Origin of the sequence: Nocardiopsis eucommiae (assembly GCF_965344335.1) — a bacterium.
Classification (GTDB): domain Bacteria; phylum Actinomycetota; class Actinomycetes; order Streptosporangiales; family Streptosporangiaceae; genus Nocardiopsis; species Nocardiopsis eucommiae.
The window spans coordinates 50,974-63,225 of record NZ_CBDRIY010000002.1 but is presented as its reverse complement, the minus strand read 5'-3'; the positions used below and the strand labels follow the sequence as shown (position 1 = coordinate 63,225).

Here is a 12,252-nt window from a genome sequence, read left to right as displayed (position 1 = left end):
CGCGCCCCCGACCTCGCCTCCTCGACTCCGATCCCGTGCTCCCGTGCCCCGACCCTGGCTCCCCCACCCCCTACCGACCGAAAGGAGTGTGCCCCCTTGCGGGTCCACGCAGCGGTGTACGCCCGAGGGCTGCGCCGCCACTCGACCTACCGCGCCGCGCTCGTCGCCGGTGCCCTCACCAACGCGGTCTTCGGCGCGATCAACGCCATGGTGCTCCTGGCCGTGTTCGCCGCCCGCCCCGAGATCAACGGCTACGACGCGAGTGACGCCGTCACCCAGGTGTTCGTCGGGCAGGCGCTGATCGCCGTCACGATGATCGTCAACACCGCGCCCTCCCTCGACCTCGCGGAGCGCGTGCGCGGCGGCGAGGTGGCCACCGACCTGCTCCGCCCGGTCTCCCTCCTGGGCTGGTGGATGGCGGAGGACCTCGGCCGGGCCACGTTCACGTTCCTCTTCCGTGGCGTACCGACCTTCTGCGTCGGCCTCCTCCTCTTCGACGTGGTCCTGCCGGGCAGCCCGGTCCAGGTCGTGGCGGTCCTGCTCTCCGCGGTCCTGGCCACCGTGATCGGGTTCGCGCTGCGCTACCTGTGCTCGTTGAGCGGATTCTGGCTGCTGGACTCCCGGGGGCTGTGGACGGCGAGCGGCCTCGTGGCGCCGGTGGCCGCCGGGATGCTGCTCCCGCTGGCCCTGTTCCCGCCCGCGCTCGCGGACGTGCTGCGGTATCTCCCGTGGGCGTCGATGGTGCAGATCCCGGCGGAGATCCTGCTCGGCAAGGACTCGTTGCCGGGCGGCGGCGCGTTCGGCGGGTTGGCGTTGCAGGCGGGGTGGGCGGTCGCTCTGCTCGTGTTCGCCGCCTGGCTGACCGGCCGGGCCACGCGCAGGGTGGTGATCCAGGGTGGTTGAGACACCGACCCGGGTCCGTGCGACCGGGAACCCGCTGGTCCACGCCGCCGGGGCCGTCCTCCGGCCGGTCCAGGACTACCACCGGCTGGCCTGGATCTGGGTGCGCGCCTTCGCCCAGTACCCGGCCTCCCTCCTCCTGATGTCGCTCGCCGTCACGGTGAGCGTGCTCGCCCAGGTCGGGGCGGTGGTGATCGTGTTCGGGCACGCCGGAACGCTGGCCGGGTTCACGGTGTACGAGGGGCTGATGGTGTTCGGGCTGGCCGCGAGCGCCTTCGGTATCGCTGACATGTTCATGGGGGCCGTCGAACGCCTCGGCTCGCACATCCGGGCCGGTTCCTTCGACGCCATGCTGGTCCGCCCGGTGTCCCCGCTGGTCCAGCTGGCGGCGGACGAGTTCTCCCCGCGCCGCCTCGGCAAGGTCGTCCCCGCCCTCGTGGTGCTGGGGATCGCGCTGGCCAACATCGACGTGGAGTGGACGCCCGGCAGGGTGCTCCTGCTTCCGGTGATGATGCTCTCCGGGGTGCTGATCTGCGGCGCGATCTGGGTGGCCACGGCCTGCCTCCAGTTCTTCGTCGCGAACGCCCGCGAGGCGGCCAACTCGCTCACCTACGGCGGGCAGGCGCTCAGCGAGTATCCGCTGGCGATCTACGGGCGGGAGATCGTCCGCTCGGTGACGTACGTGGTGCCGCTCGCCTTCATCAGCTGGCAGCCCGCCCTGCTCGTGCTCGACCGACCCGACCCCCTCGGCATGCCGGAGGCCCTGCGCCACGCGGGCCCGGTCATCGCCGTACTCGCCTGCACCGGAGCCGCGCTGCTGTGGCGTTTCGGGCTCCGCCACTACCGATCCACCGGGAGTTGACCGATGACCGCAGAAGGAACAGAGGAACCCACCACCGTGGCCGTCGAGACCGTCGCGGCCACTGGGTCCCAGGAGGACACAGGGACCGTCGGGACCCACGACGAGACCGCCGCGCCGAGCTTGCCACGCGGGTCCGGAGCCGAGACCGAGCCGATCATCGAGGCCACCGGCCTCGGCCGCGACTTCGTCGTCTCCGAGGGTCCCTTCCTGCGCCGGACCCGGCGCACCGTGAGCGCGGTCCGGGACGTGACGTTCTCCGTGCGGAGGGGGGAGATCGTCGGGTACCTGGGGCCCAACGGGGCGGGGAAGTCCAGCACCATGAAGATGCTCACCGGCATCCTCACCCCCACCTCGGGCAGCGTCCGGGTGGTCGGGCGGGACCCGTCCCGCCAGCGCACCCGGCTGGCGAGGGACATCGGCGTCGTGTTCGGGCAGCGCACCACGCTGTGGTGGGACCTGCCCCTGCGCGACAGCCTCAGCCTCACCCGGCACCTGTACCGGGTGCCCGCCGACGTCCACGCCGAGCGCCTGGCCGAACTCACCGGGCTCCTGGAGCTGGAGCCCTTCCTGGACACCCCGGTCCGCCAGCTCAGCCTGGGGCAGCGGATGCGCGGGGACCTCACCGCGGCCCTGCTGCACGCACCGCCACTGTTGGTGCTGGACGAGCCGACCATCGGCCTGGACGTGGTCAGCAAGTCGACCATCCGGGAGTTCCTGCTGCGGATCAACCGGGAGCGGGGTACGACCATCCTCATCACCACGCACGACCTCGGGGACGTGGAGCGGTTGTGTGACCGGGTGATCGTGATCGACAAGGGACGGTTGGCCTTCGACGGGGGGTTGCCGGAGCTGCGCGCCACGGTGCCCACGCCGCGTGTGCTGGTGGTCGACCTGGCGGCTCCGGCGCCCGCGATCGAGGTGGAGGGGGCGGTCACGGTGCGAGTGGACGGGCCTCGCCAGTGGCTGGAGCTCGCGGACAACCCGGCGCGGGTGATCTCCCGGGTCACGGCGGGGCACGAGGTGGCCGACCTGACGCTGCGGGAGCCCGACATCGAAGGTGTGGTGTCCGCCCTGTACCGAGGGGCCGCCCCCAACGAAAGTCGGGTGTGATCCCGCTGTACTCAGGGGGTCGCGCTGCGGGATCATGGTACGTATGTCCCCTTTGTCATACGGCCTGTGGCTCGGGGTCGCCTTCGGAGTGATGTCCTGTTGCGCGTACACGGCCGCCGCTGTCGCGCAGCGCAGACTCGCCGTGCGCGTACCCGAGCCGCTGACCGGCGGACACCAGATCGGAGCGCTGCTCCGGCACCCCCTCTGGTGGATCTCCCTCGTGTTCAACGGTGGTCGCGCCGGGTTCCAGGTGGCGGCGGTGAGCTTCGCGCCGTTGACCGTCGTGCAGCCCCTCGGTGTGCTGGTGCTGGTGCTCGGTATCCCGTGGTCGGCGCGGCTCGCCCACCGGAGGGTGAGCCGCGCGGAGTGGTGGGGCGCGGCGTACACGATGGTGGCGCTGGGGGTGCTGCTGGCGGTCACGGTCACCGGGGACCATGGCGGGGTCCTGTCCCACGGGGACTCGGTGCTGGTGGGGGTCGCGACGGTGGTCCTGCTTGGAGCGGTCGCGTGGGTCGCGGGTCGGGTGCCGTCGCGGGCCTGGCGGAGTTACCTGCTCGCGGGTGCGGCCGGGGTGGCGTTCGGGGTGTCGGCGGCGACGGTGAAGACCGCCGTTGGGGCCTTTGGTGAGGGTGTGCTGGCGGGGCTCACGCACCCGTCGAGCCCGGCGACGGCGGTGATCGCGGTGTTCGGGTTGTTGCTCGCCCAGGCTGCGTACCAGGGGATGGATCTCGGGGCGCCGCTGGGCATCACCACGCTGGCCAACCCGGTCGCGGCCGCCGTGGTGGGGGTGGCCCTCATGGGGGAGACCTACGCGGGCGGTTGGTTGGGCGGGGTGGTCGCGCTTGGATGCGCGCTGGTCGCCGCGCACGGGATCCGGTTGCTGACGGTGGCTTCCACTGAAGAGGTGGAGGCGGTGCCACCGGGGACACGGGGAACGTAGGGGCGGGGGACCGGCAGGGCGGCAACCTGCCGCTCGCAGCCGGGAAAAGGGGTGCTCATGGTCGGGGAGCTGACTGACTCATACACCGGTCTCGCCCGCTGCCACGCCGTGTGTAGCTGTGGACAAGCGACCTTGCTTCACCTCAGAGCCGGGAGGCGCAGTGCGCTCGGGAACTCGCCAGGAACGTAGAGCGGCCCCGACCACTCGGGTCGGGGCCGTTTCTCGTATCGGTCAGAACTGGTCCGAGCCAACTGCCTGGCCGATGGGGAAGGTGTGTCGGGTGGCGGCGCAGATCGTCTCCAGCGCATGGATCGGCACGTCCTTGGTCGAGTAGCTGATGCGGAGAACCTGCACCACCCACTCACCCGGGATGTCGAGAAGGTCGGCCTCGTAGGGTGTGGGCGGCCGGGCCGTCAGAGTCTCCGAGGCATGCCCGAACTCGTGCCCCAAGTCCTCGATGGCGGCTTGGAGTGTTGGCAGGACGAAGCCTTCTCCATCCAGTCGGGTGTTCTCGCCTACGTCCACCCGGAAGTAGGACGTTGAGATCCTGACCGGAACCTCGTTGGCCCAGAACATCTTCCGCCTCGCGATCACGGGCGCACCGGGCTCCACCCGAAGACCCAGGGCGACATGCTCGTTCGCGGGTTCCTGTCCGACGAACAGCATCTTCCGCTCTGGCGTCAGACCTTGCTGTTGGGCCTCTGTGAGGTAGAGGCTCTTGGACCCCCGTGTGCTCGGCGGAGTCGGCAGCGCCCTCTGCACCAACACTCGAGGGCGTGGGTCCACGGGTCCTGTCGGCGCCTTGTGCACTGAGTCGGCACCTGCCTTCTTCATCTGGGACACCCGTCCGGGCGAGACTCCCAACTGGCGAGCAATGTCTTCCTGTCGCATGCCGCCTTGCTGCGCCTCGATGATCGCAGCTCGACGGATTCGGGAGAGTTCAACGCTCTGGCCTTGAAGGCTGCTCATGGCGGAGGAGGCCGCGCGAGCTCTCTCTAGTGGGTCGGGCATGGCGGCAATTTCATGCAATGTCCGTGCATCCATGGCAAATCCTCATCTCGGGTGCTCCACTGCGGACTTTAGCCCCCCTATTGCGCTGAGCGAAAGAGGGGGTTACTGTCGTCACACGCGAGGGTTTAGCCCCTATAAAGTCGACGCTGCTTCGTCGGCTTGTGGGCGGTGGAGCGGTCGGCGGTCACACAACCAGTGTGCCTGAGCACGTGAGGCCCAAGCGCGGCACCGCGTGATCTGGCTTGGCGGTCACGGTCACGCGGTGTCGATCCTGATGACCTTCTCTGTCGGTTTCCTATCCGGCACTGTCCGTACCGGAGGTGTGCGCCGTGGCGCCCCGTTCCCTGAATCTCTCCGCGCTGGCATGTGTGTGCCATCTCGCGTCCGTGGCGTTCCATCGCCGTCGTCCCAGGCAGGCCGCGCGTGTGCGTGCCTTCGCCGCCAACCCTCCCCGCCGCACCACGTCTTGCTCTCGTGGTCCGTTGGTCCCCGCGCCCAGGAGGCCGATCGATTCCGTCCCCTTGCAGGTCCTGGCGGTCGTCCTGGCCGGGCTGCGGCGGTTGGCGGTGGCCACGTGAGCGTGTTCTCCCCCGAACTGACCTCCCGCGAGGCCACAGTCCCTTTGGCGAGCTTCATCAAGCCGTTCCACGCTCACTACTTCTCCCGGACCGTGGGCACCCCGTTTCGTAAGCGCAAGTACGCCTTCGCAGGACTCCCCAGCCTGATGCCCCTGGTGCGGGCGTTCCTGGACACCAGCGCCGCCGAACGGAGCAAGGACTACCGGTTCCTGTTCACGCTGCTCGGCTCGGAGTTGGCCAACAACGCGATCGCTCACTCGCTGTCGAGTGAGCACGGCAGCACCTACTCACTCACCGTGGACCGGGGTGCGACGGGGATGACGTTGACCTGTCAGGACCAGGGCACCCTGCGCCCCGTGGCCCCCGGCCCGCTCACTGCCGCGACTCCCCAGGAGATTGCGTCGGGGAGCGCGAAGGGCCAAGGGATCGGATTGGGGCTGGTCAACGCCCTCGCGGACCGGTGGGGAGACAACGGCAACCCGAAGTTCCGACAGGTCTGGTTCCACCTCTCCTACGACCTCACCCACAACCCCTGGGCGCACCTCAACACCGCAGAGGACAAGGTGGAGTGCTGATGCTGGACATCGACACCCGGGACCTGCTGGCCGTGGCCGAAGACGCCCTGACCGCCCCGACTCATCTGACTCCGGCGCAGGTGGACGTGTGGCACAACCACACCCTGCGCAACCGCCTCCCCTTGGTCCTGGAGGCTCTGCGGATCGCGCGGGAGGAGAGCGATGGGGAACTGGCGGTCCGGTTGATCGACCAGGCCATCCACGACCACCCCGCACCCACCCGGGTACCCGGCAACAGGCCAGTAGCGGGCACAGTCCCGAAGCAGGAGTCGCTGCCGATCCCTGAGCACGTGCTCTGCGCTCTGCTGCACAAGCACTGGTCGATGACGGTGGAGGGAACGGCACCTGGCGAGACCTTCGTGGCTCGGCGTCCCCTCGGATGGTCCGGCGACGGCGACCCCTACGAGCGCATCACCGCCCCCAACCGCACCGAACTCCTCCGACTGCTCGCCCACCGCCACCTCGGTGTTCACCGGAGCGATCCGGAACCTCCGCCCGCTGCCTGAGAGGCCCCGAGCTCTTCCATAAAAAAGCTCTGGCGGGTGCAGCAACACCCCCAGAGCAGGCCGACAACAACCACACCTTGAAGAGAAGAGATTGCCGACATGGCCATTGTGCCGCACACCCCTGCCCTCAACCACACGAACAGCCCACCCAACGAGTCCCGGTGGGAGTGCCGCGTCTACCCCGGGCACCTCTCCCAGACCAGCCAGGTCCGCACCGACTTCACCGTGGACCTGGACCGGATGACCAGCCTGCCGGTCGAGGCGCGGGAGGACATGGTGTTGTGTCTGAGCGAGATGTTCGCCAACGCCTGTGCGCACTCCCGCTCTGGACAGGACCCCGACGGCAGGGTGGTCCGGACCCTGGACCTGCCTCGGCCGGGGACGGTGCGGGTCTCGATCATCGATGACGGCACCCCCGCCGACGCCGTTTCCGATACCTCTCCGAGGATGCCCCACAGGCGCACGAAGCGGGACTGGGAGCGCGCCGAACGCGGACGCGGCCTGCTCCTACTCGGCCACCTAGCCACCCGGTGGGGGTTCCGGCCGGTGCTGGATTTCCCGTTCTGCGCGGGGCTGGGCACCGTGATCTGGGCCGAGTTCACCCACCCCACCCTCACCGCCGCTGGTGGGGACGCCTGTGGTGGTGTCCGATGAACCGGCCCCAGGTCAGGGAGGAGATCAGGTCGGTCCTGACCGCACCCCGAGGCCACCGCTTCCCCCGGACCAACACACGCCCACCCCAGCCAGGAGTCCCGGCCCTGGAATCAGCGTCCGCCTGGACCGAGACCCACCAGGACCGCCAAGAACGTCTCCTGCGTCAGATGGGCGACAACCCCCGAGTGGCGTACATGCTGCACCACGGGCCCCTCCCGCACTGGGTCACGGTGGCCCGCCACCACCGCGAACAAGCCGCACAAGAAGCCGCCGAGGCCGCTTCCCCCGCCGAACCCGAACCGGAACCCGCTCTGCCCCGGGGCCGCCACAGGGCGCCCCGCCCCTGGTGGGGATGGCCCGCCACCGCCATCAGCTCCACCCTGCTCCTAGGCCTCAACACCCTGGAGATCCTGGGCCAGAACCTCACCCACCCCATCAGCTTCCTGACCTAGCAACACAGGACCGGGGCCCGGCAGACGTCGGGCCCCACCCGTCAAACGTCCGAGACCGACTCGGCGCCGCCGGTGTCGTACCCCTGGGCCGCTCCATCCCCGTGGGCGCGGGAGCAGTCGTGTTGACCTGCACGTTGTTGAGCATCGGATTCTTCGCCCAGCTTCACTGTCGTCGCTCGCTGAAACTGGCAGTTGCTCACTCAAGGTGTCAGGAGGCTTGGCAGATAGGGGGTGTCGGTAAGCGGAGTGTGTCACCAAGTACGAAGCAACCGGTGAGTAGCTTGTCGATGGTTCTCGCTGTTGCGATACTGAGAGAGCGCTGGATTGAGCCCAGCACTGCTGGGTTCCGGACTGTTTGTACTCGTGGCTCTGATGTTCCGTCACCTTCCCAAGCCTGTCGGTGCTGTTCAGACCGTTCGCGAGAGGATGATGGCCATGGTGATGTCCCTGAGGGATGCTGGTCGCCAGGTGATTGCCGGCGTCTGTGAAGGTGTCGTTGGCGGAGTCTGCTCCGCCTTGATGATGGGTGCAGCAGTGCCGGGCTGAGTTCAGCGAAACGATGGCGTGCTGAAGGTCCTACATCCAAGCGGGTGTAGGACCTTCATCTGACTCAAGCGAACATTCGCGCTGCCTGGCGACGCGCCCCTTACCGATGCCCCAGGTACGACCTGCCATGTGTCAGTCCGCAGAACGGAGCGCTGGCCATGCGTGCACGGGCGCCAAGGAGCCCGATAACCTGCCACCTTTGAGAAGCAGCGGGATCCACCGAGGCTGCTCATCAAGTTGTCAGTGCCCAGGTCAGTGCGGTGCAGTGCTGACAACTTCGGTGAGCGCCAACATTCACTGTGGCTCCCTCTGCCCTGGCTGCCGCCTCCTGGGTTTTCGTGACTGGGCATCCGGATCCAACGATCATCGGATCCACTGTGGCGACAGTGAGCCCGGGCGTTGCTTCTGTGGTCACGACAGCTCCACCAACAGTGACTTTCCCGCCCTGTGGGCGTGCTCGGTCTGATCGGTTCCCTTGCCTCGGCGCCTGGCTCCCAGGACCCTGTTCGCGCAGACCCACAGCTGGCAGAGCTTGCCGTCACGGCAGGCGAGGTCTGGGGCCAGCCGCTCTGTGATCTCCTCTGCGAAGTCGGGAACTCGGAACGCTGACTCCCACAGCTTCGCCGCGTCCAGGCCTCGGGGCATGAGCCCCCAGCTGTCCCAGTCCAAGAGGAACAGGCGGGGCGCGGTCAGGTTGGCCCAGTGAAGATCCCCGTGGCCGATCACCCATTGGGAGACGGTCGTGTCGATCTGGGCACCGAATGCTTCCCGGATGGAGCGGTCGATGTCCTCCTGGATGAGGGCGACACGATCGGTGTCCGTACTTGCCAGACGCTCCAGAGCGGCAGATAGCTCCTCCCACCACTGGCCGCTCAGCTCAGGAGCCCTGTCCAGCGTGTAGGCGGTGGAGACCACCGGTTCGCCGATGAGCGTCATCTCCTCGGCACGGCAGACGAGGCCGTCGTTCATCCAGTGGACCGTCTGGATGAACGACGGCTTGGGCACGGCATGCACGGCCACCGACGCCTCCAACCCGCTGAACTCGCGGGCGAAGACTCTGGCTGGCGGGCGCCAGCTGATCCGCGCCCAGGTCCCCCGCTTTGTCGGCGCCCCCACCGATGGGCGGGATCCACGTACCACCAAGCGGTCCTCAATGAGACGAACGCCAAGTCTCTCTTCCGCCTCCTCAAGCAGGTCTGGCGGTCTCACTTGGTCTTGGAAGTGAAAGGTCGTTGGAGCGGCGTGTTCGGGGGTGGGGGCGCTCAACCGGTCACCTTTCGAGGCGTTCCCGAAGATCGGTGCTGGCCTGTGCCAAGGGGACGCGGCTCTGGTCGCCCGAGACCATGTCGCGGACGGTGACCTCGCCGGACTCCTGCTCCTCGGAACCGAAGATCACCGTGAACCGCGCGTTCTGCGCGTTCGCCCACTGCAACTGCTTGCCGAGCTTGCCAGAGGACCCCAGATAGGTGCCCACCCGCAGCCGCTGCGCGCGCAGCTCGCTCGCCAACTTCATCAGCTCAGCCTGACCGCCCAGCACCGTGATCGCCACGTCGAGTCCGCCAGCGGGAGCGTCGTCGGTCTCCTGAAGCGCCAGGATGCGCTCGATGCCGATGGAACCGCCGCAGGCGGGCATGTCCGGGCCGCCCAGCGAGGCGACCAGGCCGTCGTAGCGCCCGCCCGCCGCGATCGATCCGGGAAATCCCTCGGCCTCGACCTCGTAGATCGCACCGGTGTAGTAGTCCAGGCCGCGCACCATGCGCGGGGCGAACACGGCGCGGTCGCCCAGACTCGCAGTCAGCTCCAGCAGGCTGTCGATCTGAGCGAGGCCGCGCTGGCCGCGCTCGTTCGTGGCGAGCTTGGACCGGATCAGGTCCTGGTCGTCGGAGGCGACGTCCTCGGCCAGGCGCTCGGCGCTCGCCACGTCCAGGCCGCGCTCATCAACCAGTTCCTTGGCCACCGCGCCAGCGCCTACCTTGTCGAGCTTGTCGAGCGTCGCCAGGACCCCGTCACCGTTCTCCTCCGCGACGCCGTAGACCTCCAGCAGACCCCTGAGCGCTTCACGACTGTTGACGAGGAAGCGGAACCGCTTCACCCCCAAGGAATCCAGGCCCTCGGCCAAGGCCAGGACGACCTCGGCGTCAGCCAGCGGGGAGGAAGAGCCCACCGTGTCGATGTCGCACTGCACGAACTCCCGGAACCGGCCCTCCTGGGGGCGGTCGGCCCGCCACACCGGGCCGATGGCGTAGCGCTTGTAGGGGTTGGGCAGCTTCGCCCCGTGGGTGCCGATGACCCGGGCCAGGGGAACCGTGTGGTCGTAGCGCAGGGCAAGGTCGGGCTTGCCGGAGGCCTCGTGCACCCCGCGTCGCAGGATCTTGAACAGGAGTTGAGAAGCCTCTTCGCCGTACTTCCCGGTCAGCACCTCCAGCCGCTCGAACGCGGGAGTCTCCAGCGGATCGAACCCGTAGCGCTCGAAGATGTCGCTGACGGTGGCGAACGCCGTTCGACGGCGGCGCAGGTCGTCGGCGAGGAAGTCCCTCGTTCCGGAGGGGGCTGCTGACTTGGCCATGTGAACGCTACTCCTGCTGTGACTTCACGGTTCCCGGGACGGCGTCAGACTACTGTGGGTCAGGCTCGCTAGCCGACCAGTCAGGGAAGTGCCGGGCCAGGAGCGCGACCAGTGAGTCGCGGTCTCCGGGGCTGCCGTGACCGGTGTGCAGCAGCGGTGTACCGTCGACGGCCTCCAACTCCTCCCAGCCGTTGAGCGAGTCCATGAGCGCGCGCACCCCCGTCATCAGGGACAGGGACATCTGCGGCACGATCGCGTCCAGGGCGTGTGCCTGGTAGTAGATCGAGGAGCGCCGGGGCGCGGTGGAGTCGATGCGTTCGGCGTAGTTGACCTCGCTCACCTGCGGATAGCACGAGTCCAGCAGGACCTTGGGCACGTCCCACACCGGCATGAAGCAGTCCACCTCACCGGTGCGTCGCTTGGGATAGGGGAGCGGGCGGCGGCCGTTCATCAGGCAGAACAGCAGTTCGGCCATGACGTCCTCACGGTTGTAACCCATCAGGAGGCTGGAGCCGCCGATCTCCTTGTTGAGGGCACGGCCCACGAGGTTGAGCAGCCAGGTACCGAAGAAGTGCGAGGAGTCGGGCCCGTAGACGGACCGGATCTCAGCCCACAGGGCCTGGGGCGTGGTACTCATCCCCAGCAGGGCCGAGATGTCCTCCGGATAGAGGACACGGTGGCCGAACCCGTGTCCCTCACAGAGCTCCCGTGCCCTGTCGGCGGCGGTCCCCCTCCAGAGGGGGTCGAGAACCACGGTGAAGCACAGGACCTGGTCCGCGGGAAGGTCCTGCGCTGTGGCGTAGCGGCGCAGTCCTTGGACGATGCTGCTGGAGTCGCCACCGCCGGAGATTCCGGCGACCAGCGGAAGCCCCACGCGGTGTTCGTGGAGGAAGTCCGCGATCTTGTCGAAGACCATTTCGCGGAGCTGCTCGTCGTCCACGAGGTGGACACCGTGAAGGGAGTCCTTCTCCGCGTACTTCAGGTCGTACATGGCCGCGACCGGACGGTCCGTGTGCGCATATGTGCTGAGGGCGGGCGGAACCAGTTCAGCGTCGGTGTTGCGCATGCACTGCAGGATGACGTTGCTCGCCTCCGGAACCTCCTCCAGCGTGTGTGAGATGGGAACGGGCCGCAGGCTCCCGTCGCCGGGTACTTCGTAGGCCTGGAACATAGACGGCGGAAAGCGGTTCGCGCGCAGCAGATCGGCGAACGACAGTGCGTCCTTCTGCGCCAAGGGCCTCGCCCCGTTGGCGAAGAGCAGTGTGACCCGTTCCCAGTTACTCACTCATGGCTCCTTCGTACTCTCAGGCGGACGGACTCGTCGGTCTAGAAGTGAGCGGTCAGGGCGGAGCAGGCCAGGGTCTCCTCCACCCGGGGCGCGGTCATCCTGTCCATGCCGACCAGGGGCAGGGTGAGCGTCATGATCCTGTTGAGGTCGGAGGTGGTGAGCTGCGTCGTGAGGTCGGTGGACGTCGTGAGGCCGGTGTCGTAGCTCATGTGCGCCTTTCCCGTGGGGTCGTCACCATCGCGATGACCGGAAGCGGACTGCCGT

Annotated in this window: 13 protein-coding genes; 8 read left to right on the top strand and 5 right to left on the bottom strand. The window is 68.2% G+C overall.

Going from position 1 to position 12,252, the window contains the following annotated elements; all coding sequences use genetic code 11:
• The first annotated feature begins 96 nt into the window (after positions 1-96).
• The 4 genes from ACRWK8_RS01760 to ACRWK8_RS01745 are packed head-to-tail and all read left to right on the top strand — an operon-like array spanning position 97 to position 3,812.
• Positions 97-903, top strand: a complete 807-nt coding sequence (locus tag ACRWK8_RS01760; RefSeq protein WP_378735655.1) for an ABC transporter permease — start codon at positions 97-99, stop codon at positions 901-903.
• The gene (locus ACRWK8_RS01755) at positions 896-1,762 is read left to right on the top strand and encodes an ABC transporter permease (protein ID WP_378735657.1); all 867 of its coding nucleotides are present in this window, start codon (positions 896-898) and stop codon (positions 1,760-1,762) included. The genes ACRWK8_RS01760 and ACRWK8_RS01755 overlap by 8 nt, the downstream gene beginning before the upstream one ends.
• 3 nt (positions 1,763-1,765) lie before the next feature.
• The gene (locus tag ACRWK8_RS01750; RefSeq protein ID WP_431867902.1) at positions 1,766-2,872 is read left to right on the top strand and encodes an ABC transporter ATP-binding protein; all 1,107 of its coding nucleotides are present in this window, start codon (positions 1,766-1,768) and stop codon (positions 2,870-2,872) included.
• A gap of 43 nt (positions 2,873-2,915) precedes the next feature.
• A complete protein-coding gene (locus tag ACRWK8_RS01745) occupies positions 2,916-3,812 on the top strand; it encodes a DMT family transporter (protein ID WP_431867900.1) in 897 nt (298 codons plus the stop codon).
• A 231-nt stretch (positions 3,813-4,043) separates the two neighbouring features.
• Here the strand turns inward: ACRWK8_RS01745 and ACRWK8_RS01740 are convergent, their stop codons facing one another.
• Positions 4,044-4,646 (bottom strand): GntR family transcriptional regulator, encoded by a 603-nt coding sequence (locus ACRWK8_RS01740; protein WP_431867898.1) that lies wholly within the window; start codon positions 4,644-4,646, stop codon positions 4,044-4,046.
• Between the two features lie 751 nt (positions 4,647-5,397).
• On the opposite strand from ACRWK8_RS01740, the gene ACRWK8_RS01735 reads away from it, so the two are divergent.
• The 4 genes from ACRWK8_RS01735 to ACRWK8_RS01720 all read left to right on the top strand — a co-directional run bounded on the left by ACRWK8_RS01735 (position 5,398) and on the right by ACRWK8_RS01720 (position 7,588).
• Entirely contained in the window at positions 5,398-5,976 is a 579-nt protein-coding gene (locus ACRWK8_RS01735; protein WP_431867896.1) for an ATP-binding protein, read from the top strand.
• A complete protein-coding gene (locus ACRWK8_RS01730; RefSeq protein WP_431867894.1) occupies positions 5,976-6,482 on the top strand; it encodes a hypothetical protein in 507 nt (168 codons plus the stop codon). Before ACRWK8_RS01735 ends, ACRWK8_RS01730 begins: the two co-directional genes overlap by 1 nt.
• A 99-nt stretch (positions 6,483-6,581) precedes the next feature.
• Positions 6,582-7,136: an ATP-binding protein gene (locus ACRWK8_RS01725; protein WP_431867892.1), complete on the top strand. Its 555-nt coding sequence runs from the start codon at positions 6,582-6,584 to the stop codon at positions 7,134-7,136.
• Positions 7,133-7,588, top strand: coding sequence for a hypothetical protein (locus ACRWK8_RS01720; protein WP_431867890.1), 456 nt, complete (start codon positions 7,133-7,135; stop codon positions 7,586-7,588). Before ACRWK8_RS01725 ends, ACRWK8_RS01720 begins: the two co-directional genes overlap by 4 nt.
• 957 nt (positions 7,589-8,545) lie before the next feature.
• On the opposite strand, the gene ACRWK8_RS01715 is transcribed toward ACRWK8_RS01720, so the two are convergent.
• From ACRWK8_RS01715 to ACRWK8_RS01700, 4 genes are all read right to left on the bottom strand, one after another.
• Positions 8,546-9,154 (bottom strand): phosphotransferase, encoded by a 609-nt coding sequence (locus ACRWK8_RS01715; protein WP_431867888.1) that lies wholly within the window; start codon positions 9,152-9,154, stop codon positions 8,546-8,548.
• Positions 9,155-9,404: 250 nt separating this feature from the next.
• Complete coding sequence (gene hisS, locus ACRWK8_RS01710; RefSeq protein WP_431867886.1) at positions 9,405-10,700, bottom strand: histidine--tRNA ligase; 1,296 nt, start codon at positions 10,698-10,700, stop codon at positions 9,405-9,407.
• Positions 10,701-10,749: 49 nt separating this feature from the next.
• Positions 10,750-11,985 carry a hypothetical protein gene (locus ACRWK8_RS01705; protein ID WP_431867884.1) on the bottom strand — a complete coding sequence of 412 codons (1,236 nt, stop codon included), beginning with the start codon at positions 11,983-11,985 and terminating at the stop codon, positions 10,750-10,752.
• 41 nt (positions 11,986-12,026) lie between these two features.
• Positions 12,027-12,197 (bottom strand): hypothetical protein, encoded by a 171-nt coding sequence (locus tag ACRWK8_RS01700; RefSeq protein ID WP_352387866.1) that lies wholly within the window; start codon positions 12,195-12,197, stop codon positions 12,027-12,029.
• Positions 12,198-12,252 lie beyond the last annotated feature (55 nt).

Bases quoted from the DNA above. Each gene is read 5' to 3' on its own strand.
- ACRWK8_RS01750 (WP_431867902.1), top strand. From the start codon at position 1,766: ATGACCGCAGAAGGAACAGAGGAACCCACCACCGTGGCCGTCGAGACC.
- ACRWK8_RS01745 (WP_431867900.1), top strand. From the start codon at position 2,916: ATGTCCCCTTTGTCATACGGCCTGTGGCTCGGGGTCGCCTTCGGAGTG.
- ACRWK8_RS01740 (WP_431867898.1), bottom strand. From the start codon at position 4,646: ATGAAGAAGGCAGGTGCCGACTCAGTGCACAAGGCGCCGACAGGACCC.
- ACRWK8_RS01730 (WP_431867894.1), top strand. From the start codon at position 5,976: ATGCTGGACATCGACACCCGGGACCTGCTGGCCGTGGCCGAAGACGCC.
- ACRWK8_RS01725 (WP_431867892.1), top strand. From the start codon at position 6,582: ATGGCCATTGTGCCGCACACCCCTGCCCTCAACCACACGAACAGCCCA.
- ACRWK8_RS01720 (WP_431867890.1), top strand. From the start codon at position 7,133: ATGAACCGGCCCCAGGTCAGGGAGGAGATCAGGTCGGTCCTGACCGCA.
- hisS (WP_431867886.1), bottom strand. From the start codon at position 10,700: ATGGCCAAGTCAGCAGCCCCCTCCGGAACGAGGGACTTCCTCGCCGAC.
- ACRWK8_RS01700 (WP_352387866.1), bottom strand. From the start codon at position 12,197: ATGAGCTACGACACCGGCCTCACGACGTCCACCGACCTCACGACGCAG.